Raw genomic sequence first — 25558 nt, 5'->3', positions numbered from 1 at the left:
CCGGTCGCTAGTCGCCCTTCTTCGAGAAATCGATCATCCGCTGCACGGCGGCGCGGGCGGGTTCCATCAGCTCGGCGGGGACGGTGACTTCCTCGCTCATGGTGTGGAGCGACCACAGCACGTTCTCGAGGTTGATGCGCTTCATGTGCGGGCAGATGTTGCAGCCGCGCAGGAAATCGACGCCGGTCGTCTCGGACGCGACGTTGTCCGACATCGAGCACTCGGTGACCATCACCACGCGTGGCGGCTTTTCCGATTTCACGTAGTTGATCATCGCGGCGGTCGAGCCGGAAAAATCCACCGCGTCGATCACTTCGGGCGGGCACTCGGGGTGGGCGATGATCTTGGCCGTCGGATAGGCGTGGCGCAACTCGGCGATGTCGTCGGCGGTGAAGGTTTCGTGCACTTCGCACGAGCCGGCCCAGGTGATGATCTTCTTGCCGGTCTTCTTGGCCGTGTTCCGCGCCAGAAACTGGTCGGGGATCATGATGACGGTGTCGCCCTTGATGCCGTTGACGATGTCGGCGGCGTTGGACGAGGTGCAGCAGATATCGGTCACCGCCTTCACGGCCGCCGAGGTGTTCACATAGGTGACCACCGGTACGCCCGGGTACTGGGCGCGCATGGCGATTACGTCCTCGGGCGTGATCGAGCTCGCCAGCGAGCAGCCGGCACGGCTGTCGGGGATCAGCACGGTCTTTTTGGGATTCAGCAGCTTCGACGTCTCGGCCATGAAGTGCACGCCGCACTGCACGATCACCGATTGCTTGACCTTGGTTGCCTCGATCGCAAGCTGCAGGCTGTCGCCGACGATATCGGCAACGCCGTGATAGATCTGCGGCGACTGGTAGTTGTGTGCGAGGATGACCGCATCCTTCTGCTTCTTCAACCGGTTGATCTGCAGGATCAGCGGCGCATAGAAGGGCCATTCGATCTCGGGGATGCGGTCCTTGACGCGGTCATAGACGCGCGCGGTGACACGCTCGACGGCCTTGGTGAACTTGAGGTCGAAGTTCTCCGCGAGGATGGCGCGCGCCTCCTCGAGCGGGGTCAAGGCGTTGATGGTCTGCACCGCAAGGTCCCTCCAGAGCCGGGGGGACACTTAAGGTCGAATGGTGGCCATTTCAATGCATCGATTTGGCTTGATCGCCATGCGCGTTCTGCCTAACCGTGTCGCCGAAAGCCAGACCCGAGGATCACCATGCCGCAAGATGCCGCCGCCCTTCGCCAGACGTTGTCGCTCGCGCCGGTGATCCCTGTCATTATCCACGACGATGTTTCGACGGCGCGGGACCTTGCCGAGGCGCTGGTCAATGGCGGCCTGCCGGTGCTGGAAGTGACGCTGCGCACTCCGCATGCGCTGCAGGTGATCGAGGAAATGGCCAAGGTCAAAGGCGCCGTGGTCGGCTCGGGCACGGTGCGCTCGCCGCTGCAGATGGGCCACTCGGTCGATGCCGGCTGCCAGTTCATGGTGTCGCCCGGCGCCTCGCCGCGCCTGCTCGAGGCGGCCGAGGAGCACAAGATCCCGCTGCTGCCCGGCATCGGCACGCCGACCGAGGCGATGACTGCGTCGGAGCATGGTTACTCGTATCTCAAGTTTTTCCCGGCCGAGGCGCTGGGCGGAGCCAAGGTGCTGAAGGCTTATGCGAGCCCGTTGGCCGACATCACCTTCTGCCCCACCGGCGGCATCGACATGGTCAAGGCCAAGGAATACCTGGCGCTGCCCAACGTGATCTGCGTCGGCGGTTCATGGGTGATGCCGGCGGACGCGATCGCCAACAAGGACTGGAAGCGGATCGAGACGCTGGCACGGGAAGCGGCTGGGCTGAAGGGCTGAGGCGGGCAGGGCCCCTCATCCTCCCCTGCGCAGCGGGGGAGGGGGACCAGCGAAGCTGGTGGAGGGGGCGGCCACATACGCCGGCGCCTCCCGTCGTCCCCTCCACCGCCTGCGGCGGTCCCCCTCCCCCGTGAACGGGGGAGGATGAAGAGGAGAGCTTCGTGCCCAAGAACAAGACCGTCGGCCTTTCGCACCTGCGCGTCACCCTGTCCGAGACCTTCTACATCGGCCCCGGCCGGGCCGACCTGATGGAGCTCATTGCCGAGACCGGCTCGATCTCCGAGGCGGCCAAGCGCATGGGCATGTCATACAAGCGGGCCTGGAGCCTGGTGCAGGCGTTGAACGACGGGTTTGGCGCCCCGCTGGTCGAGACGGCGCGCGGCGGTAACGCGCAGGGCGCTTCGCTCACCGCCATCGGGCGCGAAGTGCTGGAGCGCTATCGCGGCATGCAGGAGGCGACGCGGCGCGCTATCGCCCGCGATGTCGAGGCGCTGACGACGCTGCACATCGATATGTCCAAACGAAAATAACGCTTGAACGCCTGACTGTGGCTTGCCACAACCATCGATATTCCCGTTCGGACATATCGAGGACAGATCATGCGTCGGATTTCCCTGCTCGCCGGGCTTGCGATTGCCGCGCTGCTGAGCGCGCCCACGCTCGCCGCCGAGGTCAAAGCGGCCGTCGCGGCCAACTTCACCAAGCCGGCCGAGGAAATCGGCGCCGCCTTCACGGCCAAGACCGGCGACACCGTGGTGTTCAGCTTCGGCGCCACCGGCCAGCTCTATACGCAGCTGACCCAGGCGGCGCCGTTCGATGTGTTCCTGTCGGCCGACAACAAGCGGCCGGCGCAGGCGGTGATCGAGGGGCATGGTGTCGACGGCACCGTGTTCACTTATGCGGCGGGCAAGGTCGTGCTCTACTCGCCTTCGATCGATGTCACCGATGGCGCGGCGGTGCTGGCGGCCAATGCGTTCCAGCACATCGCTATCGCCGACCCCAAGACCGCGCCCTATGGCGCGGCAGGTGTGGAGGTGATCGAAAAGCTCGGGCTCACGGCAGCGGTGACGCCCAAGATCGTCCAGGGCGAGAACATCACTCAGGCGCTGCAATTCGTCGATTCCGGCAATGCGGAGCTCGGCTTCGTGGCGCTGAGTCAGGTGGTCGGCAAGCCCGACAAGCAGATCTGGCGCGTGCCGGCCGAGGACTATGCGCCGATCCTGCAGGATGCGGTGTTGACCACGCATGGCAAGGACAACGAGGCGGCCAGGGCCTTTCTCGCCTTCTTGCAGTCCGATGAAGGCACGGCCATCATCGAGAAATACGGCTACGAGGTAGCCGCCGAATAGGGGCAGGCCCGCCATGCTGAGTGCCGAGGAGATACTCCAGCCGGTCCGGCTGACGCTGACCCTAGCGCTCATCGTGACCGCCCTGCTGCTGGTGATCGGCACGCCGGTCGCCTGGTGGCTGACCCGCTCGAAAAGCGCGTGGAAGGAGCCGGTCGCCGCGATCGTGTCGCTGCCGCTGGTGCTGCCGCCCACCGTGCTCGGCTTCTACCTGCTGCTGGCCTTCGGGCCGAACGGTCCGGGCGGCCTTGTCGCCGGGTTGTGGGGCGCACGCACGCTCGCCTTCTCGTTCGAGGGGCTGGTGGTCGCCTCGGTGATCTACTCGCTGCCCTTCATGGTCCAGCCGCTGCGCACCGCGTTCGAGGCGATCGGCAGCGAGCCGCTCGAGGCCGCCGCGACGCTCGGCGCCACATCGCGGCAGAGCTTTTTCCGTGTTGTCGTCCCAATGGCGCGCTCGGGCTATCTCACCGGCGCCATCCTCACTTTTGCCCATACGGTGGGCGAGTTCGGCGTCGTGCTGATGATCGGCGGCAATATTCCGGGTGAGACCAAGCTCGTTTCGATGGCGATCTACGATTTCGTCGAGCGGATCGAATGGGACAAGGCGCATGTGCTCGCGGGCGGGATGGTGGTGTTCGCGTTTGTGGTGATTACCGCGGTGATGCTGGTGGATCGGCGGTTCGGGCGGGTGGTGGGGTAGGGGCTGGCGGTTGTGGCCGCCCCCTCCACCAGCTTCGCTGGTCCCCCTCCCCCGTTTCACGGTGGAGGATCCGCTGTGGCACGATCTCGCCGGGATCCTCCCCTGCGCAGCGGGGGAGGGGGACCGCCGCAGGCGGTGGAGGGGGCGACCACACGCACCGGCCTAAGCCAGCCGCAGCAACTCCACGAACCGCTTCAGCGCCTTGTCGATGCCCTTGCGCTTCTTGTCCGCGAGTTCGGCGAACAGGGCGCCCTCCAGCTGCTCCCAGTTGGCGGCGAGCACCTCGTGCACGCGGACGCCGCGCTCGCTCAACGCCAGCCCGGTCTCCTGCCGCACGATGATGTCGCGCTCGATCAGGCGGTTCAGCCGCGGGTCCAGCGCTTCGCGCGGCAGGCCGAGCGCGTCAGCCAGCCGGTCTTCGTCGGCAGCTCCGGCGTGCAGCACGAAGATCACCGCATCGTCGCCCGGCTCGAGCCCGCGGTCGAGCAGCGGCACCAGCAGGGCTTTGTGCGCTAGCTGGCCGGCTTCGATCAGCCGGTAGAGCGTTGAACGGGCTTCTGGTTCGGACATGGGCGGATAGATAGACTGCGGCGTGGGCTCGAGCGACATGAGCGCCATCCTATCGTTAATCGCGATGCGACCAAGGGGCCGCATTGTTCAGCATTCACAGATGAATTATGCGTTCTGTCGTCCCGTTCGCGGGATGCAGGAATTTCCCAGCCGCGAGCCCGTCAGATGAGCCAGGATCTCGCCCGTATCCGTGCCTTCGTGCAGGTGTTCGACGCCGGCGGTTTTTCGTCCGCGGCGCGCCAGCATGGCCGCTCCAAGGCGCTGCTGAGCAAGTATGTCACCGATCTCGAGGATTATCTCGGCGTGCGGCTGATGAACCGCACCACGCGAAAACTCAGCCTCACCGAGGCGGGCGAGGCTTACTATCGCGAGGCGAGCCAGCTGCTGCAGCAGCTCGATGACCTCGACGCCACCATTTCCGACCAGACGGCCGAGCCGCGCGGCATGGTGCGCGTATCGGCGCCGCGCAATCTGGGCGAGACGACGCTGGCGCCGGCGATCTTCGATTTCATGGCCAAGAACCCGCTGGTCTCGGTCGATCTCAGGCTGGAGGACCGTTATGTCGACCTCGTCGAGGAAGGGATCGACGTGGCGCTGCGCATCTCGACGCTCGCCGACTCTTCGCTGATCGCGCGCAAGATCGCCGACATGAAGCATGTCATCTGCGCGTCGCCCGGGCTGGTCAAAAAGACCGGGCTGCCCAAATCCGGCGAGGAGCTGCGCAACATGCCGTGCATCCTCGATGTGAACATGCCGTCGCACAGCACCTGGCGCTTCATCGAGGACGGCAAGCCGATCACCGTGCATGTCGCCGGTCCGGCGCGGGTAAATTCTCCTGTGGCCGCCATGCAGGCGGCGCTCGCCGGCCTCGGCTTTGCCGTATTGCCCACCTACCTCGCCGATGCGCATATCGCCGCCGGCCGGCTGGTGAAGGTATTGGAGGACCGCATGCCCGAAGGCCCGAGCCTGCAGGCCGTTTACCCGCATCGGCGGCATCTCGCGGGCAAGGTGCGCGCGCTGATCGACCACCTGGTCGGCTGGTTCGCCGATAATCCGGTCAACTGACGGAATGGCGATGTCGATGCTGCGTCAATTCGCTCTCGCCACTGCTACTGTGCTCGGGCTCACGAGCGGCGCGGCAGCGCATCCGCATATCTTCATCGACGCCAAGGCCACCATCACCTTCAACGACGCGGGCGAACTCATCTCGATCCGCAACGCCTGGACCTTCGACGAAGCCTTCTCGGTCTGGCAGGTCCAGGGGCTTGATACCAATGGCGACGGCATCACCTCGAGCGAGGAGATGCAGGATCTTGCTGCCGAGAATGTCGCGGGCCTCGCGCAATATGGCTTCTACACCTCGGCCGGCGAGGCCACGGCCTCCTTGCCGTTCGCCTCGATGGATAACGGCCAGTTCGTCTACGAGAACAACCGCTCGACCCTCACCTTCGGCATCGAGCCGCAAGCGCCATACCGGATCAAGGACAGGCTGCAGATCGCCATTGCCGATCCGGAATATTATGTCGCGATCACGCTGCGCTCCGAGGACCTGACGCTCGAGAACGCGCCGGCTGGCTGTGCCGCCCATCTCGAGCCGCCGCGCGATGTGCCGCCCGACCTGCAGGCACGGCTGTTCGAACTGCCGCCCGACGTGACGCAGCTGCCGCCCGACCTGGAGCTGGCGCTGCGCGGCACGCAGGGCGCCATCATCATCGATTGTTCCGGCGCCGCGCCGCCGCCGGTGGCCGCGACCGCCGTCGAGGCGGTGACGCAGGTGGCCGAGGCGCGGCCGGCGCTGCCGTTCGGCGGTCCGCCGCCCGAGCCCGGGTTCGTGTTGCCGCGCACCGGCTTTCTCGGTTGGGTGGCGCAGGTGCAGTCGGATTTCTATCGCGGCCTCACCGGTGCGCTGTCGGCGCTCAAGAGCGACGGCAACGCCTTCTGGATCCTGGGCGGGTTGAGCTTTCTCTATGGCGTGTTCCACGCCGCCGGGCCGGGGCATGGCAAGGTGGTGATCGGCTCGTACATGCTGGCCAACGAGCGGCAGCTCAAGCGCGGTATCTCGCTGAGCTTTGCGGCGGCGCTGACGCAGTCGCTGGTGGCGGTGGTGTTCGTCGGCATTGCGGCGGCGATCCTGGGCCTTTCCAGCATCGCCATGTCCGACGCGGTGAGCTGGATCGAAAAGGCCTCCTACGCGCTGGTGGCGCTGCTCGGCCTGTGGCTGATCGCGCGCAAACTGTTCGGCTGGGGCCATTCGCACGATCACGCGCACGAGCACGCGCCGGCGACCGATCTCGCGGCCAAGGCGCATGCGCATCTGCACGAGGAGGAACTGGTCGGCGCCGGTCTGCGTGATGCCTATGGCCGCGCACCCGGGCACGCGCACTATGGCCATGACCATGGCGACGAGCATCATCACCACGGTCACGGTCACGGCCACGATGACCACGATCATGCCCATGCACACGCCGTGACCGCCGACCGCACCGGCGGCGATTGGCGCGAGCAGCTGGGCGTGGTGCTCGGGGTCGGGCTGCGGCCGTGCTCGGGCGCACTGGTGGTGCTGGTGTTCGCCCTCAGCCAGGGCATTTTCTACCAGGGGATCGCAGCCGTGTTCCTCATGGGCCTCGGCACCGCGATCACCGTCGCCGTGCTGGCCACGCTTGCCGTCGGCGCCAAGGGATTTGCGACGCGTTATCTCGGCCGCGATGGCGTGGTGGCGCAGCGCGTGGTCTGGTGGGCGGAACTCGTCGGCGCCATCGTCGTCTTCCTGTTCGGCGCCACGTTGCTGCTGGCCTCGATCTGAGCCGGCGCGACACCCTAGCTCTTGTGTTGTCGCAGTCGCCGACTATGGTGCGCCCGATTTCGAACCGACCCCGCGTGAACCGATGGCCGTAGAGCTGCCCCCCGGACATCCCCCCATCGCCGCCCCGCGGGTCGGCGTGCTGCTGCTCAACCTCGGCACACCCGATGGCACCGACTACTGGTCGATGCGGCGCTACCTCAGCGAATTCCTGTCCGACCCCCGTGTGATCGAGGCCAACCCGCTGATCTGGCAGCCGATCCTGCAGGGCATCGTGCTCTCGACGCGGCCGCAAAAGAGCGGCGAGAACTACAAGCGCATCTGGGACAACGAGGCCGGCGACAGCCCGCTGCGCGTCATCACCCGCCGGCAGGTCGCCAAGCTCCAGGAGCGGCTTGGCCATGACGTGGTGGTCGAGTACGGCATGCGCTACGGCAAGCCGTCGACCAAGGCCGGCATCAAGGCTCTGATCGCGGCCGGGTGCCAGAAGATCCTGCTGGCGCCGCTCTATCCGCAATATTCGGCGACGACGACCGCGACCGCCAACGACAAGGCCTTCGAGGCGCTGCGCGATGTGCGCTGGCAGCCGGCCGTGCGCACGCTGCCGGCCTATTTCGAGGAACGCGCCTATGTCGAGGCGCTGGCCGAGAGCATCTACGAGGGCGTGGCGCGGCTCGATTTCACGCCCGATGTGATCCTCACCTCGTATCACGGCATGCCGGTCGAGTACCTGAAGAAGGGCGACCCGTACCACTGCCAGTGCGTGAAGACGACGCGGCTGGTGCGTGAGCACCTGGGCTGGCCGGCCGACAAGCTGATGGTGACGTTCCAGAGCCGGTTCGGGCCCACCGAATGGCTGCAGCCCTATACCGACGAGACGCTGATGGCGCTGCCGGGCAAGGGCATCAAGCGCGTCGCCGTGGTGTCGCCGGCCTTCGCGGTCGATTGCATCGAAACGCTGGAAGAGCTCGCCATCACCGGGCGCGAGCAGTTCGAGCATGCCGGCGGCGAGCACTACGCCTACATCCCGTGCCTCAACGATTCCGAGGGCGGCATGGATATGCTGGAAGCGGTGGTGCGGAAGGAACTGGCGGGGTGGATTTAGGCTGCTAGCGCGCATGCAGCGACGCGCCCTCTCCCCCTTGGCGGGGGAGACGCGAGACTTACGAGCGTAGCGAGTTAGTCGCAGCAGAGAGGGGGCATGGAGGGCATGGCGCGCGCCGCCCACCAGCTGTCATCCCAGCGAAAGCTGGGATCCAACTCTCCTCCGCGCTTGCTGAAGCTTGGATCCCAGCTTTCGCTGGGATGACAACCGAGTTGGAGGCGAACCACGATTCCTCAGCCGTCATCGGCGGGCTTGATCCGCCGACCCATAGGACGCCCGAAGCGATGCACGGGTGCCCGGGTCAAGCCCGGGCATGACGGCGGTTGGGGTTGGCCTCCGTAGTCCCCACCCGACGATCGAGCTGCCGCCTGCTGCTCAGCCCTTCAGCAAATCCTCCGGCACCTTCTCAAGCATTGCCTTGGTGATGGACTGGCGCAGCTTGAAATAGTCCGGCCACGGGTCGGGCTCCTGCGCCTTGGCGGCCGCGGTCTCCAGCGAGAAGGCATTGGCGGCCTTGAGGCCGTCGAGTTCGTCCCAGCCTACCGGCACGGCGCACGGCACGCCGGTGCGGGCGCGGGTCGAGAACGGAGCAATGGCGGTCGAGCCGCGCTCGTTGCGCAGGTAGTCGACGAACATCCGACCTTTTCGCGTCGCCTTGCGGATGTTCGAGGTGAAGCGCTCCGGCTCGGTCTCCGCCAGCCAGTCGGCGAGATAGTGGCAGAAGGCCTTGACCTCGGGCCACTCGGCGCGCGGCGTCAGCGGGGCGATAACGTGGATGCCCTTGCCGCCGGTGACCATGGGGAAGCTTGCGAGCCCCCAGTCCTTCAGCACGTCGCGGATGTAGCGCGCGGCGTCGCGAACGTGGTCGAAGCCGAGGCCCTCGTCGGGGTCGATATCGAAGATGATGCGGTCGGGCTGCTCGAGCTTGTCGATGCGGCTGCCCCAGATGTGGAACTCGAGCGTCGACATCTGCACGCCGCCGACGATGCCGGCGAGGTCGTCGATATAGAAATGGTCCTCGTCGTCGCTCTCCTTGAGCTTGATCTGGACATGCTTCATCACGTCGGGAAAGCCGCCGCTGTCGTGCTTCTGGAAGAACGGGCGCTGGCCGTGCGGCACGCGCACGAGGCTCAGCGCGCGGTTCTCGATATGGGGCAGCATGCGCTCGGCCACCGCCTCGTAATAGGCGACGATCTTGCCCTTGGTGGCGGTCTCGTCGGGCAGCACGGCGCGGCTGGGATTGGTCAGCCTGACGCCGAGCCGCTCCGCCACCGCTATCCCCATGTCGTCGGTGAGCTCCATGGACTTGAGCTTAGCCGCTGATTTTTTCTTTGTCGCCGGGGCAGCGGGCGCCTTGGTTTCCAGTTTCACCTCGCGCGCGGGCTTGTCCTTGCGCAGGCCGACGAAGGAAGGATGGCGCAGGACGCCGTCAGGGGTGAACTCGGTGAAATCGACCTCGCCGACCAGCTCGGGATCGATCCACCTGGCGCGCCGGACGATGTCGCGCGGCACGCTCTCGAAGGCCGAGGTTTTGCGCGCCCGCTTGTCCATTTCGGCCTGCAGCTCGGCGGCGCTCTGGGCATTGAAGCCGGTGCCGACGCGGCCGCGATAGATCAGCTTCCCGTTCTCCCAGGTGCCGAGCAGCAGCGAGGCGAAGCCGCGCTTCTTGTCCGACGGACGCCAGCCGCCGATGACGAATTCCTGCCGGTTGGTGCACTTGATCTTCAGCCACTCGCGCGTCCGATCATGCCGGTAGGGCGAGTCCGTCCGCTTGGCGATCACGCCTTCCTGGTGTGCCTCGCACATGGCGGCGAACACCTTGTCGCCGTGGCCGACAATGTGGTCGGAGAACAGGATCTCGTCATCCCTCCGGCGCTTGCCGAGCAGCTTTTCGAGCCGCGCCTTGCGTTCGAGCAGCGGCAGTTTCTCGATGTTTTCGCCATCAACCTCGAGCAGGTCGAAGGCGAAGAAGGTCAGCTCGCCGCCGTTGGACAGGGCGTCCTTGAGCGTCGAGAAATCGCTGCGGCCATCCTTGAAGGCGCAGATTTCGCCGTCGATCAGCGCCGAGCCCTTGGTCAGCTTGCTGAACGGCTCGACCAGCCTATTGAACTGGGTGGTCCAGTCATTGCCGTTGCGGGTGTAGAGCCGCACTTCGGGGCCGGCGACCGCCACGATGGCGCGATAGCCGTCATATTTGGTTTCGAACAGCCAGTCATTGCCGGCCGGCACTTCCTCGACGAGGGTCGCCAGCTGTGGTTCGCGGAACTCGGGCAGGGCGACTGCACCGGCCTTGGTCCACACCTGGCTCGTCGGCTTGTCGGCTGTGGCCTTGCGCCGGGACTTCAGCCCCTTGGCGATGCCGTCGAGATCGCGGCCGGTCTCGACGCTGGTGGTGAACTTTTCGGTCAGCCCATCGGTCTCGGTGGCGTAGCGGTCGCGGTGCTTGATCAACAGCCAGTTCTCGCGCGTGCCGGTGCGGGTTTTCTGGTCGCGGCCCTTCATGTGGACGAGCACCCACTCGCCCTTCATGCGCTTGCCCTTCAGCGTGAATTTCAGGTCGCCGCCATCGAGCCCCTCGTGCGGGTCGCCGATCGGCTCCCAGGTGCCTTCGTCCCACAGCATCACCGTGCCGCCGCCATACTCGCCCTCGGGGATGGTGCCCTCGAAATCGGCATAGTCGAGCGGATGGTCCTCGACATGCACCGCAAGCCGCTTGTCGGCGGGATTGGTGGAAGGGCCCTTGGTCACGGCCCAACTCTTCAGGACGCCATCGAGCTCGAGGCGGAAATCATAGTGCAGGCGGGTGGCATCATGCTTCTGCACGATGAAGCGCAGCGGCTCGTCTGTCTTGCGCCGGGCGACCTTGCCGGCGGGTTCGGCTGTCTTCTTGAAATCGCGCTTGGCGTTGTAGGCCTTGAGTTGATCGGGGGATTTCATCGTGTGGCCTCCCCCCTCCCAACCTCCCCCTCAAGGGGGCAGGTGCTGATCGAGTTTTGAGGCTCTATCCAGCCAAAGTCACCGGCCGGCACCTCCCCCCTTGTGGGGGAGGTTGGGAGGGGGGTGAGGCTCTGCATCTCAGCTCGCCTTCCGACGCGCCGGAGCCTTCGCCGCCGGCTTCTTGGTGGCGGCAGGCTTCTTGGCCGGCGCCTTGCGCGCAGCCGGTTTTGCCTCCGAGGCCTTGCCGCCTTCGAGGCTCTTTTTCAGCGCCGCCATCAGGTCGACGACGTTGTCGCCGCGCGGCCGGCGCTCTTCTTTCTCGACCTCGACCTTGCGGCCCTTCGACTTGAGCTTGCGGTCGATCAGTTCGCGCAGCGCCGCCTGATAGTGATCCTTGAAGGCCCCGATATCGAACTTGTCGGTCTTTTTCTCGATCAGCGCCGTCGCCACCTCGAGCAGGTCGTCATCGGTGGATTTGGCCGGAATGTCGGAAAAGAAGCTGTCGGACTTCTTGATCTCGTTCTCGTAGTGCAGCGTCTCCAGCAGGAGACCCTTGCCGCATGGCTTGATCGAAACGAGATACTCCTTGCCGCGCAGGGCCAACTGCCCGAGCCCAACCTTCTTCGACTTGCGCAGCGCGTCGCGCACGACGCGGAAGGCGTCCTCGGCGAGTTCGTCGCCCGGCGTGAGGTAGTAGGGCGTGTCGAAATAGAGCGGCGGGATCTCGTCCTCGTCGACGAACTGCACCAGCTCGAGGGTCTTGCGCGTTTCGAGCTTCACCGCGTCGATCTCGTCGTCGGTGAGGAGGACGTAGTCGCCCTTCTCGTACTCGAAGCCTTTGCGGATATCGTCCCTGTCGACCTTGCCGACGCCGTCGACCACCTTCTCGTAGTGGATCGGCTTGCCGGTCGGCTCATGGATCTGGCGGAAGCTCGGCTTTCCGGCCGATTTGGTCGCCGTGTACATCTCGACGGCGATGGAAACGAGGGAAAGACGCAGCTGGCCTTTCCAGACCGGACGGGTAGCGGGAGCCATAGTGAAAACTCTGAACGACTATCGTTCGGTTTCAACGGTATTTGCCGCCGGCCGTTCCCTCCCCCAGCCAACTGCAATTGGCAGCGACCGCAGGTTGCGCCGACTCCACCCCCCGCCTACATCTTTGCTGTGGGTCGGGCCGTGGACAGGGGAGTGGGATGGACTTTTTCGAACTCGATGGGCTGAGCCTCGCGCTGCTGGTGCTCGGCGTCCTCGCGGTGCTGGTGCTGTTCGCCGGCGCCAAGGTGGTGCCGCAGGGCTACAACTACACGGTCGAGCGCTTCGGGCGGTACATCCGCACGCTGAAGCCGGGCCTCAACCTGATCATCCCGTTCGTCGACAGCATCGGCAAGAAGATGAACATGATGGAGCAGGTGCTCGACGTGCCGCACCAGGAGGTGATCACGCGCGACAACGCCACGGTCACCGCCAACGGCGTCACCTTCTTCCAGATCCTCGATGCCGCCGCCGCGGCCTACGAAGTGGCGCAGCTCGAGGTGGCGGTGCTCAACCTCACCATGACCAATATCCGCTCGGTCATGGGCTCGATGGACCTCGATGAGCTGCTCAGCCATCGCGACGAGATCAACACCCGCGTGCTGCGCGTCGTCGATACGGCGGTGAGCCCGTGGGGCCTCAAGATCACCCGCATCGAGATCAAGGACATCGACCCGCCCAAGGATCTCGTCGAGTCCATGGGTCGGCAGATGAAAGCCGAGCGTGAGAAGCGCGCGCTGATCCTCGAAGCGGAAGGCAAGCGGCAGGCCGCGATCCTCCAGGCCGAGGGCCAGAAACAGAGCCAGGTGCTCGAAGCCGAGGGCCGGCGCGAAGCCGCCTTCCGCGATGCCGAGGCGCGCGAGCGTGCCGCCGAAGCCGAAGCCAAGGCCACCGAGGTGGTGTCGAACGCCATCGCCTCGGGCAGCGTGCAGGCAATCAACTATTTCGTCGCTAACAACTACATCAAGGCGCTCGAGGGCCTCGCCAAGTCACCCAACCAGAAGGTGCTGATGCTGCCGGTCGAGGCCTCCAGCGTCATCGGCGCCATCGGTGGCATCGCCGAGATCGCCAAGGAGACGTTCGGGCCGGACAAGTCGCCGCCGCGCGTCCCCAACAGCCGTCCGCCGTCGACCACCTGACCGGGAGGGTTCGTCATGCAGATCATCGAGTTCATCGCTGCCAACGGGTCGTGGTCGTGGGTGGTGGCCGGGCTGATCCTGCTCGGGCTCGAACTGGTGGTGCCGGGCGGGGTGCTGATCTGGCTCGGCGCCGCGGCGCTGGTCACCGGCATCGCCTCGATGCTGATCCCCATCTTCTGGCCGCTGCAATTCGTCATCTTCGGCGTCCTGGCGCTGGTCGCCATCTGGTTGTGGCTACGCGTGCGCGGCCGCGAGCCGGTATCGGACAGCCCCTATCTCAACCAGCGGGCGCATCGCTTCATCGGGCGCGAACTGGTGCTGGCCGAGCCGATCGAGCAGGGCGCCGGCCGCGTGTCGCTCGACGACACCACCTGGCGCATCGAGGGCCCGGACCTCGCCGCCGGTTCGCGCATCCGCGTCATCGATGCGGTGGGCGCGGTGTTGAAGGTCGAGGCGGCCTGAGCCGACTCGATTTGGCCATGCACCGCCGCTAGCCTGCCCGCGATTCGGTGGAGGGAGACGCCGTGCTTCGCATCCTGTCGCTGCTAGTGGCGCTCGCTTTCGTGTCGCCGGCCCTCGCCGAGCCGAACGAGCCGTTCGACCAGTTCCTGCGCAATTTCGAGGCCAAGGCGGTCGCGGCTGGGGTCAGCGCCGCGACCTATCGGGCCGCCACCGACGGGCTGACGCCCGATCCGAACGTGCCCGACCTCGTCGTGGCGCAGCCAGAGTTCACCACGCCGGTGTGGGATTATCTCGATACGCGCATCACCGGTTCGCGCATCGAGCGCGGGCAGGCGGCGATCGAGCGCAACCGGTCGTTGTTCGCGGCCGTAGGGCAGTCGACCGGCGTCGACCCGTATTTGCTCGGCGCCATCTGGGGCATCGAGACGGACTATGGCGCGGTGCTGGGCAATCGCAAATATATCCGGCCGATCATCCGCTCGCTGGCCACGCTCGTGCATCAGCGCCGCTCGCGCTTGCGCGAGGACGAGGCCGATTTCATCGCCGCGCTGCAGCTGCTCGAGCGCAACCGCATGCAGCCGAGCGAGCTGGTCGGCTCATGGGCCGGCGCCATCGGGCATCTGCAGGTGAACCCGTCCAACGTCGTCGCGCACGGCTCGGACGGCGATGGCGACGGGCGGATCGATCTCCACAACTCGCTGGCCGATGCGCTGGCGACGAGCGCGAAATTCCTGCGCGACCTCGGCTACCAGCCCGGCCTCGACTGGGGCTTCGAGGTCGATGTGCCGGCCGGCTTCGACTATCTGCTCGCCACCCGCGACGAGCTGCGGCCGGTCTCGTTCTTCGCCGATCGCGGCGTGCGGCGGGTGAAGGGGCGCGACTTCGCCGACCTCTCCACGCCGGTGTTTCTCTACGCGCCAGCCGGGCAGGATGGCCCGAAATTCCTGATGACGGGCAACTACCTCGTGCTGAAGGGCTATAATTTCTCGGACAGCTACGCCATGGCGGTCGCTCACCTCACCGACCGGCTGAAGGGTGGGGGCAGCTACGTCACCGCGTGGCCGCGCGACACGAAGTTCCCCAATCTCGGCCAGCGCAAGGCCATCCAGCAGGCGCTGATCGACCTCGGCCTGCTGCGTGGTTCCGTCGATGGCCGCATCGGGCCGATCAGTCAGGCCGCCTACGCCCGTTTCCAGGCAAGCCGCGGCGAGGTGGCGGATGGCTTCATTACGCTCCATAGCTACGAGGAACTGGCCGCGGCAACCCGCTAACACCGGTAGATTCTGCGCGAGGCGTCTTAACTTCGGCGCCGATCCTCCGCTAAATGCTGGCAATGATGAGAAAGCCTAACCGTTTCGTGCTCTGGATCGCCGGCCTCTTGGTCGTGACGATGCTGCTCGGCGATCTGGCCGCGAGCTTCGCCATGGCGCGCGAGACGGTCGCGCTTGCCCCGGCAGCCGTGACGAGCGGCGATGGGCGCGTGCTGGTGGCGCAGGTCGAGGGCCAGCCGCGTCGCAAGCGGCGCACGCTGTTCGATCTCCTGTTCGGCGAAGAGCCGCAGGTCGAACAGCAGGCGCCGGTGGTCGAGAAGCCGGTGGCCAAGCCCAAGAAGAAGGCCAGCCTGCCGCCGCCCAAGCCCAAGATCGAGAAAGCTCCCGGCGCCACGCGCCTCGCTGTCTTCGGCGACTCGATGGCCAGCGATCTCGGCAATGCACTCGAGCGGCTCTATGCCGAGGATCCCAACCTCGCGATCATCAACCAGGGCGTCGGCTCATCGAGCTTCGTGCGCCCGGACTTCTTCGATTGGCCCAAGGCGGTCGGCGACGCGCTCGGCAAGAACGAGTTCGATGTCGCCGTTTTCCTGATCGGCATCAACGATCGCCAGAAGATGAACCTCAACGGCGAAAGCTACGGCTCGCTGACACCGGAATGGACGACGGAGTATTCGGCTCGCGTCGCCAACGTGGTGAGGGCCATTCGCGCAGCTGGCAAGCCGATCATCTGGGTCGGGTTGCCGCCGGTCGAGCCGCCCAAGCTCGGCAAGGCACTGATCCAGGTCAACGACATCCAGCGCCTTGCGGCCTTTGGCGGCGGCGCCGAGTTCGTCGACATCTATGAGCGGTTCGCGACGGAGGAGGGCGCCTACACGGCGCGCGGCCCCGATCTCAACGGCAACCAGGTGCGCATGCGCAAGGATGACGGCATCCATTTCTCGGCCGCCGGTGCCGACAAGCTCGCCTTCTACGTCAACCAGGTGCTGCGCAACTACTATCGCGGCGGCGGCACCGTCGGCATCGAGGTCGCCGACCCGCTGCTCGGCACCGACGCGCAACTGATGCTGCGCCCGCCTTACCAGGGGCTGGGCCAGATGAAGCTGCTCGAAGTCGCCGGCGCGGTGATCCCGCTCACCAGCGCTGCCCGGCGGGCCAACGACCTCGTTACCGCCGACATGGCCAATGTCACGCCGGTCGGCTTCGATATCGTGCAGATGCTCGATGCCCCGACGGGCCGCGTCGATGCCTTCGGCGTCGGTCGGGTGGAGAACCCGACGGGGCGATGATCACCCGCCTGCTGGTGCTCCTTGCCATCCTCGTGGGAACAACGCCTGCCATGGCCGACGATGCCGGTTTTCTCGCTGCGGCGCGCGCCAACGACGTGCCGTCGTTGCACCAGATGCTCGCCGCCGGTCAGCCGGTCGATACGCGCGACGAGGGCGGCCGCACTGCGCTGCTGCTCGCCACGCATGCCGACGCGGCGGACGCGGCGCGGGTGCTGATCGAGGCCGGGGCGGACGTGAATGCCAAGGATGGTATCGACGATACGCCATATCTCTTCGCCGGTGCCGAGGGGCGGACGGAAATCCTGGCATTGACGCTCGCCAACGGCGCCGATCTCACCGACACCAACCGCTTCGGCGGTACGGCTCTGATCCCGGCGGCGGAAAAGGGGCATCCCGAGAATGTGCGGATGCTGCTCGCGGCCGGTATCGATGTGGACCACGTCAACCGGCTCGGCTGGACCGCACTGCTCGAGGCCGTGATCCTCACTGATGGCGGGCCCGTGTACCAGGAGATCGTGCGCGACCTGATCGCGGGTGGCGCTGATGCCAATCTCCCCGATGCCGAAGGGGTGACGCCGCTGCAGCATGCCCGGCGCCGCGGCTTTGCTGAGATCGTCAGGCTGCTGGAGGCGGCAGGGGCGCGCTGAGGCTTGGTGACGCTGGTGCGTAGGGCTCCCCCTCCACCAGCTTTGCTGGTCCCGCTCCCCCGTAAACGGGAGAGGATCGGCTGTGGCACGATCCCGCCCCACGGGCTCCTCTCCCGCTTGCGGGGGAGGGGGACCACGCGAAGCGTGGTGGAAGGGGGGCGCCACCCCCACAAAACGAGAGGGGCGCACCAGGCGCCCCTTTGCTTATTCAGCGTTACCGCGGCAGGTCGGTCGTCCCCATCAGCCACTCGTCGATCGAGCGGGCGCACTGGCGGCCTTCGCGGATGGCCCAGACGACCAGCGACTGGCCGCGACGCATGTCGCCGCACGAGAAGAACTTCTCGCGGCTGGTCTGGTACTTCACCGTGTCGGCCATGACGTTGGAACGCTTGTCGGTGGCCACGCCGGCGTCCTGCACCATGCCTTCCTGCACCGGGCCGAGGAAGCCCATGGCGAGCAGCACGAGATCGGCCTTGAGGGTGAACTCGGTGCCCGGGATCGGCTGGAACTTCTCGTCGGCGCGGGCGCACTGGAGGCCGATGACCTTGCCGTTCTCGCCATCGAACTTGATGGTCGCAACGGCGAAGTCACGCACGACGCCTTCTTCCTGCGAGGACGAGGTGCGCATCTTCAGCGGCCAGTTCGGCCAGACCAGCGCCTTGTTCTCCTTCTCGGGCGGAGCGGGCATGATCTCGATCTGGGTGACCGAAAGCGCGCCCTGGCGGTTGGAGGTGCCGATGCAGTCCGAGCCGGTGTCGCCGCCGCCGATCACCACCACGTGCTTGCCGCCGGCGAGGATCGGGTTGACGTTCTGCAGCGGCTCGCCGGTGACGCGGCGGTTCTGCTGGCTCAAAAAGTCCATGGCGAAATGGATGCCGTCGAGCTCGCGGCCCGGGATCGGCAGATCGCGCGGCTTCTCGGCGCCGCCGGCCATGGCGATCGCGTCATACTGGTTGGCCAGGTCCTCGACCGAAATGTCCTTGCCCACGTTCACGCCGGCATGCAGCACCACGCCCTCGGCCTGCATCTGGGCCACGCGGCGGTCGATCAGGGTCTTGTCGAGCTTGAAGTTCGGGATGCCGTAGCGCATCAGCCCGCCGATCTGCTGGTTCTTCTCGTAGAGATGAACCTCGTGGCCGGCGCGGGCCAGCTGCTGGGCTGCGGACATGCCGGCCGGGCCCGAACCCACCACGGCGACCTTCTTGCCGGTCTTGTTCGGGTTGACCTGCGGAGTGACCCAGCCTTCCTCGAACCCCTTGTCGATGATCGCGCATTCGATCGACTTGATGTTCACAGGCGTGTCCGGAATGTTCAGCGTGCAGCTCGCCTCGCACGGAGCGGGGCAGATGCGGCCGGTGAATTCCGGGAAGTTGTTGGTGGAATGAAGGTTCTTGAGCGCCTTCAGCCACTCGCCCTTGTAGACGAGGTCGTTCCAGTCCGGGATCTGGTTATTCACCGGGCAGCCGTTGTGGCAGTACGGAATGCCGCAATCCATGCAGCGCGCCGCCTGGTCGCGGGTGCCCTTGTCGCCCAGCGGAATGACGAACTCGTTGTAGTTCTTCAGCCGCTGATCGATCGGGAGGTAATCCCGCTCGACGCGATCGATCTCGAGGAAGCCAGTAATCTTGCCCATTTCAGTTCTTCCTGTCCGTGATCACGCACTTCGCAGCGATGATCGTATAGGAGTGGGTCTTGCCGTCGGCGAACACAGCATTGCCCCTCGGTATGACCTTGCCAATCTCCACTTGCTTCAAGGCACGAAGGCACCCGCCTCTGTCGTAGCCGAGGTAGCCAGGCGACTGGATTATCTCTCCGTTTTCCAACTGGAGTGTCCTCTCCAAGCGGTGTTCGAAGCCGCCCTTGGCCGCCGCAGGAAGTGCGGCGGCGGAGCAGGCGAGCAAGGTTGCGGCCCAGATGGCCGTGCGCATGCCGCACCTCATTCCGCCGCGACCTGTTGAGCGGCCACGCGGGCCTGTTCGAGCTTGGCGAGTGCCTTGCGGTACTCGGTCGGCATGACCTTGCGGAACTTGGGCAGGTACTCGTCCCAGTTCGACAGGATGTGGTTGGCGCGTGACGAGCCGGTGAAGCTCTTGTGCCGGGCGATCAGCTGGTACAGCCGCTCGGCGTCGCGACGCTGCAGGTCGTGCAGGATCTCGACCACGCCCATGGTCTCGAGGTCGTTGCGATGTCCGAACTCGCGAGCGTTGAGGCGTTCCTCCTCGACGACCGGCTCGAGTTCCACCATCGACATGTTGCAGCGGCTCTCGAAGGTCTCATCCTCGTCGAGCACGTAGGCGATACCGCCCGACATGCCGGCCGCGAAGTTGCGCCCGGTCTTGCCGAGCACGACCACCACGCCGCCGGTCATGTACTCGCAGCCATGGTCGCCCGTGCCCTCGACCACCGCGATGGCGCCCGAGTTGCGGACGGCGAAGCGTTCGCCGGCGACGCCGCGGAAGTAGCACTCACCGGTAATGGCGCCATAGAGCGCGGTGTTGCCGATGATGATCGACTCTTCCGGCACGAAGCCGCGCTGCTCCGGCGGCCGGACGACGAGGCGTCCGCCCGAGAGGCCCTTGCCGACATAGTCGTTGGCTTCGCCGACGAGATCGAGGCTGATGCCGTGCGCCACCCAGGCACCGAAGGCCTGGCCGGCGGTGCCGGTCAGCGATACGGCGATGGTGTCTTCGGCGAGGCCGACATGGCCGTAGCGCTTGGCCACCGCACCACCGAGCATGGCGCCCGCCGAGCGGTCGACGCTGGTGATGGTCTCGACGATCTTGACCGGCGTGCCGCTCTCGAGCGCGGGCTGGGCCGCGGCGATCAGCCGGCGGTCGAGCACCTTGTCGATGGGGTGGTTCTGGCTCTCGGTGTGGGTGATGCCCACGCCCTCGGCCGCGAACGGCTTGTGGAACAGCTTGGTGAAATCGAGGCCCTTGCCCTTCCAGTGGGCGACGGCCTCGGTCTTGTCCAGCATCTGCATCTGGCCGACCATGTCGTCGAAGCGGGTGTAGCCCATCTCGGCCATCAGCTCGCGCACTTCCTCGGCGACGAAGAAGAGGTAGTTGATGACGTGCTCGGGCTTGCCGGTGAAGCGCGCGCGAAGCACCGGGTCCTGCGTCGCGACGCCGACCGGGCAGGTGTTGAGGTGGCACTTGCGCATCATCACGCAACCGGCCGCGATCAGCGGGGCGGTGGCCATGCCGAACTCGTCGGCGCCGAGCAGGGCGCCGATCACCACGTCACGGCCGGTGCGGACACCGCCGTCGACCTGCACCGCGATGCGGGAACGCAGCTTGTTGCGCACCAGCGTCTGGTGGGTTTCGGACAGGCCGATTTCCCAGGGGCTACCGGCATGCTTCAGCGACGTCAGCGGGCTTGCGCCGGTGCCGCCTTCGTAGCCGGAAATGGTGACGTGATCGGCACGCGCCTTGGCGACGCCGGCCGCAACCGTGCCCACGCCGACTTCCGACACGAGCTTCACCGACACCTGGCCGTCCGGGTTGACGTTCTTCAGGTCGAAGATCAGCTGGGCCAGGTCTTCGATCGAATAGATGTCATGGTGCGGCGGCGGCGAGATCAGGCCGACGCCCGGGGTCGAGTGACGCACCTTGGCGATGGTCTCGTTGACCTTGTCGCCGGGCAGCTGGCCGCCTTCGCCGGGCTTGGCGCCCTGGGCCATCTTGATCTGCATCATGTCGGAGTTGACGAGATATTCCGTCGTCACGCCGAACCGACCCGAGGCCACCTGCTTGATGGCCGAGCGCTTGCTGTCGCCGTTGGCGAGCGGCTTGAAGCGATCCGGCTCCTCGCCGCCCTCGCCGGTGTTCGACTTGCCGCCGATCCGGTTCATGGCGATGGCGAGCGTCGTATGCGCCTCGAGCGAGATCGAGCCATAGCTCATCGCGCCGGTCGAGAAGCGCTTGACGATCTCGACGGCCGGCTCGACCTGGTCGAGCGCCACGGGCTGCCGGCCATCCTCGTCGGCCTTCCGGATGCGGAAGAGCGAGCGGATGGTGACGTACTTGTCCTCGACCTCGTTCACGAGCTTTGAAAACTCGCGATACTTGTCGCGGGCATTGCCACGGGCAGCGTGCTGGAGGTTCGCAACCGTCTCCGAGCGCCAGACATGGGCTTCACCGCGCTGGCGGAAAGCGTAGTCGCCGCCGATATCGAGCGCGTCCTCGTAGACCGGCGAGTTGCCGAAAGCATCGATGTGACGCTTCACCGTCTCCTCGGCGATCTCCTTCAGCCCGGCACCTTCGATGGTCGTCGCGGTGCCGGTGAAGTAGGTCGAGACGAAGTCGGTCGAGAGGCCCACCGCGTCGAAGATCTGCGCGCCGCAATAGGACTGATAGGTCGAGATGCCCATCTTGGCGGTGACCTTCAGGATGCCCTTACCAATCGCCTTGATGTAACGGTAGATGATCTCGTCCGCGTCGAGCTCGGCCGGCAGGTCGGGCTTCATCGCCACCAGCGTCTCGAACGCCAGGTAGGGGTTGATCGCCTCGGCGCCATAGCCGGCGAGAGCGCAGAAATGGTGGATTTCGCGCGCTTCGCCGGTTTCGACCACGAGGCCCACCGAGGTGCGGAGGCCCTTGCGGATCAGGTGATGGTGCACGCCCGCCGTGGCGAGCAAAGCAGGGATCGCCACCCGCTCGCGGCTCATGCCGCGGTCGGAGAGGATGATGATGTTGTCGCCCGAATGCACGGCCATCTCGGCATCCGAGAACAGCTGGTCGAGCGCCCGCTCCATGCCGGCCGCGCCTTCGGACACCGGATAGGTGATATCCAGCGTCTTGGAACGGAACGGATTATCCTCCATGCCGCCGATGGCGCGGATCTTTTCCAGGTCCTCGTTGGTGAGGATGGGCTGGCGCACTTCGAGGCGCTGGCGCTTGCCGCCGCCGGTGAGGTCGAGCACGTTCGGCCGCGGCCCGATGAACGAGACAAGGCTCATCACCAGCTCTTCGCGGATCGAGTCGATCGGCGGGTTGGTCACCTGCGCGAAGTTCTGCTTGAAGTAGGAATAAAGCAGCTTGGACTTGTTCGAGAGCGCCGAAATCGGCGTGTCCGTGCCCATCGAGCCGACCGCTTCCTGGCCGGTAGCGGCCATGGGCGGCAGGATCAGCTTCAGGTCTTCCTGGGTGTAGCCGAAGGCCTGCTGGCGATCGAGCAGCGGTACGTCCGAGGTCTTGGGCTCGAAATGCACCGCCGGCAGCTCTTCCAGCACGATCTGCGTGCGGCCCAGCCACTGCTTGTAGGGATGGGCGTTGGCGAGCTCGTGCTTGATCTCCTCGTCGGAGACGATGCGGCCCTGCTTCAAATCGATCAGCAGCATCTTGCCCGGCTGCAGGCGCCACTTCTGCTTGATCTTTTCGGCCGGGATCGGCAGCACGCCGGCTTCGGACGACATGACGACCTCGTCGTCTTCCGTCACGAAATAGCGGGCCGGACGCAGGCCGTTGCGGTCGAGCGTCGCGCCGATGTGGATGCCGTCCGAGAAACACATCGCGGCCGGGCCGTCCCACGGCTCCATCAGCGCGGCGTGGTACTCGTAGAAGGCGCGCCGGTCCTCATCCATCAGCGGGTTGCCGGCCCAGGCCTCGGGGATGAGCATCATCGCCGCGTGCGGCAGCGAGTAGCCGCCACGGATCAGGAATTCGAGCGCATTGTCGAAGCAGGCGGTGTCCGACTGCCCCGGATAGGAGATCGGCCACAGCTTCTGGATGTCGGCGCCGAACAGCGGCGACGACACGGAAGCCTGGCGGGCCGCCATCCAGTTATTGTTGCCGCGCACGGTGTTGATTTCGCCGTTGTGGCAGACGAACCGGTACGGGTGCGCCAGCCGCCAGGACGGGAAGGTGTTGGTCGAAAAGCGCTGGTGGACGAGGGCGAGGGCGGACTCGAAGTCCTCGTCGTGCAGGTCCTTATAGTAGGCGCCCAGCTGCCAGGAGAGGAACATGCCCTTGTAGACCAGCGTGCGGCAGCTCATCGAGACGATGTAGAAATCGTTCGGCTTGCCCTCGAAGGCCGAGAAGATCTTGGCCGACATCACCTTGCGGATGACGTAGAGCTTGCGCTCGAAGGCTTCCTCGTCGGCCACGCCGTCGCCCATGCCGATCACCACCTGGCGGTGGAACGGCTCGGTGCCCATGATCTCGGGATCCTGGCTCAGCGACGAGTTGTCGGAGGGCACGTCGCGCCAGCCGATGACCGTCTGGCCCTCGTCCTCGATCGCCTTGTTGACGACGCGTTCCATCTTGAGACGCAGCTCGGCATCCTGCGGCATGAAGATGAAGCCGACGGCATACTTGCCCTGCTCAGGCAGGTGCCAGCCGAGGCGGGCGCCTTCCTTGACGAAGAACTTGTGCGGGATCTGCACCATGATGCCGGCGCCGTCGCCCATCAGCGGGTCGGCACCCACGGCGCCACGATGCTCGAGGTTCTCGAGGATCTTCAGGCCGTTCTGGACGGTCTTCTGGGTCGGACGGTTCTTCAGGTCGACGATGAAGCCGACGCCGCAGGCATCGATCTCGCGCGTCGGGTCATAAAGGCCCTCGGCGGCGGGGCGCAGCACGCCTGTCGGCAAATCGGTGCGATAGCCGGTTTTGCGATTGGCGGTGTCCGTGACGGGATGAAACATCTTGCCGTTCCGTTCTGCTGCCATTTGCAAATCCTCTGTTGCAGTCGACTTCAAAGCCAGGGGACATCGATTCCCCGGCGTGGATTCCTTTCGACGCGTCTTCAGCCCCCAGTCGTACCTCAGTGTACGGCTCGAAACCGACGGCGCAATCCTTTAGTGGGGAGCGGCTCTGCATCCAAATGGCCGCTCATTCGGGCTCGATAAGGCCCCGCTCCTCCGTTTCCGCTCTCGTCAAGCGGGCCAGCCAGATCGGCGTGTGAAACGCATCCGGGGAGACCGGCCGCTCACGAATTTGGACAGGCGTGCTGTCCTATCGAGGCTACATTTGCATAATTCCAAACTGCGAGCAAGCGGTCGATACCACTTTTTTGCCGTGATGTCCGTGACGGGCGTAGGAAATGGCTGCAGAAAATAGGAAATGTGTAGGCAATCAAGTCAGGCAGGGCAGGGATCAGCCGCTGCCGCGCCGGGAATCGTCGAATCGTGGATAGGAGACGGGTGGGTTCTTCCGGCCCGGCTTGACCGCTGCCGCCGGCCTGCCAATGTCTTGGCGATGCGGAGGAAATTGAGATGGCAGCGCCCGAACGTCCGACCTTCATCCGGAATTATCGCGAGTTGCTGAAGCCGTTCGAGCGGGCGCCGGCCGGCATGGGCGGGGCGGGCGCGCGGTTCGGCCAGCGCTTCGGACTCAATCGCCTCGGCATCAACCTCGAGGTCATTCCGCCGGGCAACCGCTCATCGCACCCGCATGCGGAAAAGCTCGAGGAAGAGTTCGTCTACATTCTCGCCGGCACGCCCGACGTATGGATCGACGGCGTGCTTCACCCACTCGAGCCGGGAGACGCCGTCAGCTTTCCGTCCGGCACCGGCATCGCGCACAGCTTCCTCAACAATGCCGGGACGGACGCACAGCTGCTGATCGTCGGCGAGCACCAGGTCGCCGGCAACCAGCTCCTTTATCCGCTCAACCCCGAGCGCATGGACGATTTCCGCAAGCGCAACCGCGCCTGGGATAATGCGCCGCGCCACCAGCTCGGCCCGCATGACGGCGTGGCTCGGGCAGGAACCCGCCACGGGATGGCCGACAAATCCGGTCGTCCGGCCTTCATCGCACATGTCACCGACCGCATGCAGCCGGTCACCGACCCGGGCTTTGCCAATTTCGGCGGCCGCCGCAGCCGGCTCGGCGCTGAGGGCGGTCTCACCCGCCTCGGCATCCACCACGATGTGCTGCCGCCGGGCAACCGCACATCCCATCCGCATGCCGAGAGTCGCGAGGAGGAGTTCGTCTTCGTCCTCGACGGCAGGCCTGACGTCTGGATCGACGGGCACCTCCACGAACTCGAGCAAGGCGACGGCGTCGGCTTTCCCGCCGGGTCGGGCATCGCCCACAGCTTCCTCAACAACTCCGACACGGAGGCTCACCTGCTGATCGTCGGCCAGCACGATGTTGCGGGCAATCAACTGATCTATCCGCTCAACCCGCAGCGCAACGAGGAATTCCGCAAATGGGGCGAGTTCTGGGAGGATGCCCCGAAGCGTGAACTCGGTCCGCATGACGGGATGGCGAAGGCCGGGACGCGGAAGGGGTAGGGGCGGCGCAGGCCGGGGCCTATCCTGAGGTCGTCGCGGTTCGGGCTCGAGACCCGCACCCCCTCAGGATGATTCCGGCCTCCGCCGGAATGACACAGTGGTTGGTGCCCCGATGAATCGCCACCCACCAGCTGTCATCCCTGCGAAAGCAGGGATCCATCTCTCCATCAGCGCGGGCTGTGAG

The 25558-nt window shown here is 65.8% G+C and carries 20 protein-coding genes and 1 pseudogene; 14 read left to right on the top strand and 7 right to left on the bottom strand.

Features of this window, described 5'->3' with window-relative positions; genetic code table 11:
* Nucleotides 1-7 precede the first annotated feature (7 nt).
* A complete protein-coding gene (nadA, locus tag AC3A6I_RS15965; RefSeq protein WP_487544737.1) occupies nucleotides 8-1072 on the bottom strand; it encodes a quinolinate synthase NadA in 1065 nt (354 codons plus the stop codon).
* A gap of 129 nt (nucleotides 1073-1201) precedes the next feature.
* Here nadA and eda point away from each other — a divergent pair, with 129 nt between their 5' ends.
* The 4 genes from eda to modB all read left to right on the top strand — a co-directional run bounded on the left by eda (nucleotide 1202) and on the right by modB (nucleotide 3883).
* Complete coding sequence (gene eda, locus AC3A6I_RS15960) at nucleotides 1202-1837, top strand: bifunctional 4-hydroxy-2-oxoglutarate aldolase/2-dehydro-3-deoxy-phosphogluconate aldolase (protein WP_487544736.1); 636 nt, start codon at nucleotides 1202-1204, stop codon at nucleotides 1835-1837.
* A 161-nt stretch (nucleotides 1838-1998) separates the two neighbouring features.
* Nucleotides 1999-2367, top strand: a complete 369-nt coding sequence (locus tag AC3A6I_RS15955) for a winged helix-turn-helix domain-containing protein (RefSeq protein WP_487544735.1) — start codon at nucleotides 1999-2001, stop codon at nucleotides 2365-2367.
* 69 nt (nucleotides 2368-2436) lie between these two features.
* A complete protein-coding gene (gene modA / locus AC3A6I_RS15950) occupies nucleotides 2437-3186 on the top strand; it encodes a molybdate ABC transporter substrate-binding protein (RefSeq protein ID WP_487544734.1) in 750 nt (249 codons plus the stop codon).
* A 13-nt stretch (nucleotides 3187-3199) separates the two neighbouring features.
* Nucleotides 3200-3883, top strand: coding sequence for a molybdate ABC transporter permease subunit (modB, locus tag AC3A6I_RS15945; protein ID WP_487544733.1), 684 nt, complete (start codon nucleotides 3200-3202; stop codon nucleotides 3881-3883).
* A 162-nt stretch (nucleotides 3884-4045) separates the two neighbouring features.
* On the opposite strand, the gene AC3A6I_RS15940 is transcribed toward modB, so the two are convergent.
* Entirely contained in the window at nucleotides 4046-4492 is a 447-nt protein-coding gene (locus AC3A6I_RS15940) for a hypothetical protein (protein WP_487544731.1), read from the bottom strand.
* A 126-nt stretch (nucleotides 4493-4618) separates the two neighbouring features.
* Between AC3A6I_RS15940 and AC3A6I_RS15935 the strand changes: the two genes are divergently transcribed.
* The 3 genes from AC3A6I_RS15935 to hemH all read left to right on the top strand — a co-directional run bounded on the left by AC3A6I_RS15935 (nucleotide 4619) and on the right by hemH (nucleotide 8358).
* On the top strand, nucleotides 4619-5518 hold the full coding sequence (locus tag AC3A6I_RS15935; RefSeq protein WP_487544730.1) for a LysR family transcriptional regulator: 900 nt from the start codon (nucleotides 4619-4621) through the stop codon (nucleotides 5516-5518).
* A gap of 16 nt (nucleotides 5519-5534) precedes the next feature.
* Nucleotides 5535-7256 (top strand): HoxN/HupN/NixA family nickel/cobalt transporter, encoded by a 1722-nt coding sequence (locus AC3A6I_RS15930; RefSeq protein WP_487544729.1) that lies wholly within the window; start codon nucleotides 5535-5537, stop codon nucleotides 7254-7256.
* An 82-nt stretch (nucleotides 7257-7338) separates the two neighbouring features.
* Complete coding sequence (gene hemH / locus AC3A6I_RS15925; protein ID WP_487544728.1) at nucleotides 7339-8358, top strand: ferrochelatase; 1020 nt, start codon at nucleotides 7339-7341, stop codon at nucleotides 8356-8358.
* 375 nt (nucleotides 8359-8733) lie between these two features.
* Here hemH and ligD read toward each other — a convergent pair whose 3' ends face one another.
* Both ligD and ku read right to left on the bottom strand, forming a co-directional pair.
* On the bottom strand, nucleotides 8734-11295 hold the full coding sequence (ligD, locus tag AC3A6I_RS15920) for a DNA ligase D (RefSeq protein WP_487544727.1): 2562 nt from the start codon (nucleotides 11293-11295) through the stop codon (nucleotides 8734-8736).
* A 138-nt stretch (nucleotides 11296-11433) separates the two neighbouring features.
* Entirely contained in the window at nucleotides 11434-12330 is an 897-nt protein-coding gene (gene ku, locus AC3A6I_RS15915) for a non-homologous end joining protein Ku (protein ID WP_487544726.1), read from the bottom strand.
* 158 nt (nucleotides 12331-12488) lie between these two features.
* Between ku and AC3A6I_RS15910 the strand changes: the two genes are divergently transcribed.
* The 5 genes from AC3A6I_RS15910 to AC3A6I_RS15890 all read left to right on the top strand — a co-directional run bounded on the left by AC3A6I_RS15910 (nucleotide 12489) and on the right by AC3A6I_RS15890 (nucleotide 17135).
* Entirely contained in the window at nucleotides 12489-13466 is a 978-nt protein-coding gene (locus AC3A6I_RS15910) for an SPFH domain-containing protein (protein WP_487544725.1), read from the top strand.
* 15 nt (nucleotides 13467-13481) lie between these two features.
* Nucleotides 13482-13928 carry an NfeD family protein gene (locus tag AC3A6I_RS15905; RefSeq protein ID WP_487544724.1) on the top strand — a complete coding sequence of 149 codons (447 nt, stop codon included), beginning with the start codon at nucleotides 13482-13484 and terminating at the stop codon, nucleotides 13926-13928.
* Nucleotides 13929-13990: 62 nt separating this feature from the next.
* Nucleotides 13991-15199 (top strand): lytic murein transglycosylase, encoded by a 1209-nt coding sequence (locus AC3A6I_RS15900; RefSeq protein WP_487544723.1) that lies wholly within the window; start codon nucleotides 13991-13993, stop codon nucleotides 15197-15199.
* 62 nt (nucleotides 15200-15261) lie between these two features.
* A complete protein-coding gene (locus AC3A6I_RS15895; RefSeq protein ID WP_487544721.1) occupies nucleotides 15262-16488 on the top strand; it encodes an SGNH/GDSL hydrolase family protein in 1227 nt (408 codons plus the stop codon).
* Nucleotides 16485-17135 carry an ankyrin repeat domain-containing protein gene (locus AC3A6I_RS15890; protein WP_487544720.1) on the top strand — a complete coding sequence of 217 codons (651 nt, stop codon included), beginning with the start codon at nucleotides 16485-16487 and terminating at the stop codon, nucleotides 17133-17135. Before AC3A6I_RS15895 ends, AC3A6I_RS15890 begins: the two co-directional genes overlap by 4 nt.
* Nucleotides 17136-17349: 214 nt before the next feature.
* Here AC3A6I_RS15890 and AC3A6I_RS15885 read toward each other — a convergent pair whose 3' ends face one another.
* The 3 genes from AC3A6I_RS15885 to gltB are packed head-to-tail and all read right to left on the bottom strand — an operon-like array spanning nucleotide 17350 to nucleotide 23805.
* Nucleotides 17350-18768, bottom strand: coding sequence for a glutamate synthase subunit beta (locus AC3A6I_RS15885; RefSeq protein WP_487544719.1), 1419 nt, complete (start codon nucleotides 18766-18768; stop codon nucleotides 17350-17352).
* Nucleotide 18769: 1 nt separating this feature from the next.
* A complete protein-coding gene (locus tag AC3A6I_RS15880; RefSeq protein ID WP_487544718.1) occupies nucleotides 18770-19063 on the bottom strand; it encodes a hypothetical protein in 294 nt (97 codons plus the stop codon).
* Between the two features lie 8 nt (nucleotides 19064-19071).
* Nucleotides 19072-23805 carry a glutamate synthase large subunit gene (gene gltB, locus AC3A6I_RS15875; protein WP_487544717.1) on the bottom strand — a complete coding sequence of 1578 codons (4734 nt, stop codon included), beginning with the start codon at nucleotides 23803-23805 and terminating at the stop codon, nucleotides 19072-19074.
* Nucleotides 23806-24351: 546 nt separating this feature from the next.
* Between gltB and AC3A6I_RS15870 the strand changes: the two are divergent.
* Nucleotides 24352-24693 (top strand): annotated as a pseudogene (locus AC3A6I_RS15870) (cupin domain-containing protein); the annotation flags it as partial.
* A gap of 165 nt (nucleotides 24694-24858) precedes the next feature.
* On the top strand, nucleotides 24859-25374 hold the full coding sequence (locus AC3A6I_RS15865; protein WP_487545047.1) for a cupin domain-containing protein: 516 nt from the start codon (nucleotides 24859-24861) through the stop codon (nucleotides 25372-25374).
* Nucleotides 25375-25558: the final 184 nt, after the last annotated feature.

The organism is Devosia sp. Soil_C_22 (genome assembly GCF_057657195.1).
This window is presented reverse-complemented; position numbering and strand designations above follow the sequence as displayed.

Excerpts from the sequence above, each read along its gene's own strand:
- eda (WP_487544736.1), top strand. The coding sequence starts at position 1,202 with ATGCCGCAAGATGCCGCCGCCCTTCGCCAGACGTTGTCGCTCGCGCCG.
- modA (WP_487544734.1), top strand. The coding sequence starts at position 2,437 with ATGCGTCGGATTTCCCTGCTCGCCGGGCTTGCGATTGCCGCGCTGCTG.
- modB (WP_487544733.1), top strand. The coding sequence starts at position 3,200 with ATGCTGAGTGCCGAGGAGATACTCCAGCCGGTCCGGCTGACGCTGACC.
- AC3A6I_RS15940 (WP_487544731.1), bottom strand. The coding sequence starts at position 4,492 with ATGTCGCTCGAGCCCACGCCGCAGTCTATCTATCCGCCCATGTCCGAA.
- AC3A6I_RS15935 (WP_487544730.1), top strand. The coding sequence starts at position 4,619 with ATGAGCCAGGATCTCGCCCGTATCCGTGCCTTCGTGCAGGTGTTCGAC.
- AC3A6I_RS15930 (WP_487544729.1), top strand. The coding sequence starts at position 5,535 with ATGCTGCGTCAATTCGCTCTCGCCACTGCTACTGTGCTCGGGCTCACG.
- hemH (WP_487544728.1), top strand. The coding sequence starts at position 7,339 with ATGGCCGTAGAGCTGCCCCCCGGACATCCCCCCATCGCCGCCCCGCGG.
- ligD (WP_487544727.1), bottom strand. The coding sequence starts at position 11,295 with ATGAAATCCCCCGATCAACTCAAGGCCTACAACGCCAAGCGCGATTTC.
- ku (WP_487544726.1), bottom strand. The coding sequence starts at position 12,330 with ATGGCTCCCGCTACCCGTCCGGTCTGGAAAGGCCAGCTGCGTCTTTCC.
- AC3A6I_RS15910 (WP_487544725.1), top strand. The coding sequence starts at position 12,489 with ATGGACTTTTTCGAACTCGATGGGCTGAGCCTCGCGCTGCTGGTGCTC.
- AC3A6I_RS15905 (WP_487544724.1), top strand. The coding sequence starts at position 13,482 with ATGCAGATCATCGAGTTCATCGCTGCCAACGGGTCGTGGTCGTGGGTG.
- AC3A6I_RS15895 (WP_487544721.1), top strand. The coding sequence starts at position 15,262 with ATGATGAGAAAGCCTAACCGTTTCGTGCTCTGGATCGCCGGCCTCTTG.
- AC3A6I_RS15890 (WP_487544720.1), top strand. The coding sequence starts at position 16,485 with ATGATCACCCGCCTGCTGGTGCTCCTTGCCATCCTCGTGGGAACAACG.
- AC3A6I_RS15885 (WP_487544719.1), bottom strand. The coding sequence starts at position 18,768 with ATGGGCAAGATTACTGGCTTCCTCGAGATCGATCGCGTCGAGCGGGAT.
- AC3A6I_RS15880 (WP_487544718.1), bottom strand. The coding sequence starts at position 19,063 with ATGCGCACGGCCATCTGGGCCGCAACCTTGCTCGCCTGCTCCGCCGCC.
- gltB (WP_487544717.1), bottom strand. The coding sequence starts at position 23,805 with ATGGCAGCAGAACGGAACGGCAAGATGTTTCATCCCGTCACGGACACC.
- AC3A6I_RS15865 (WP_487545047.1), top strand. The coding sequence starts at position 24,859 with ATGGCCGACAAATCCGGTCGTCCGGCCTTCATCGCACATGTCACCGAC.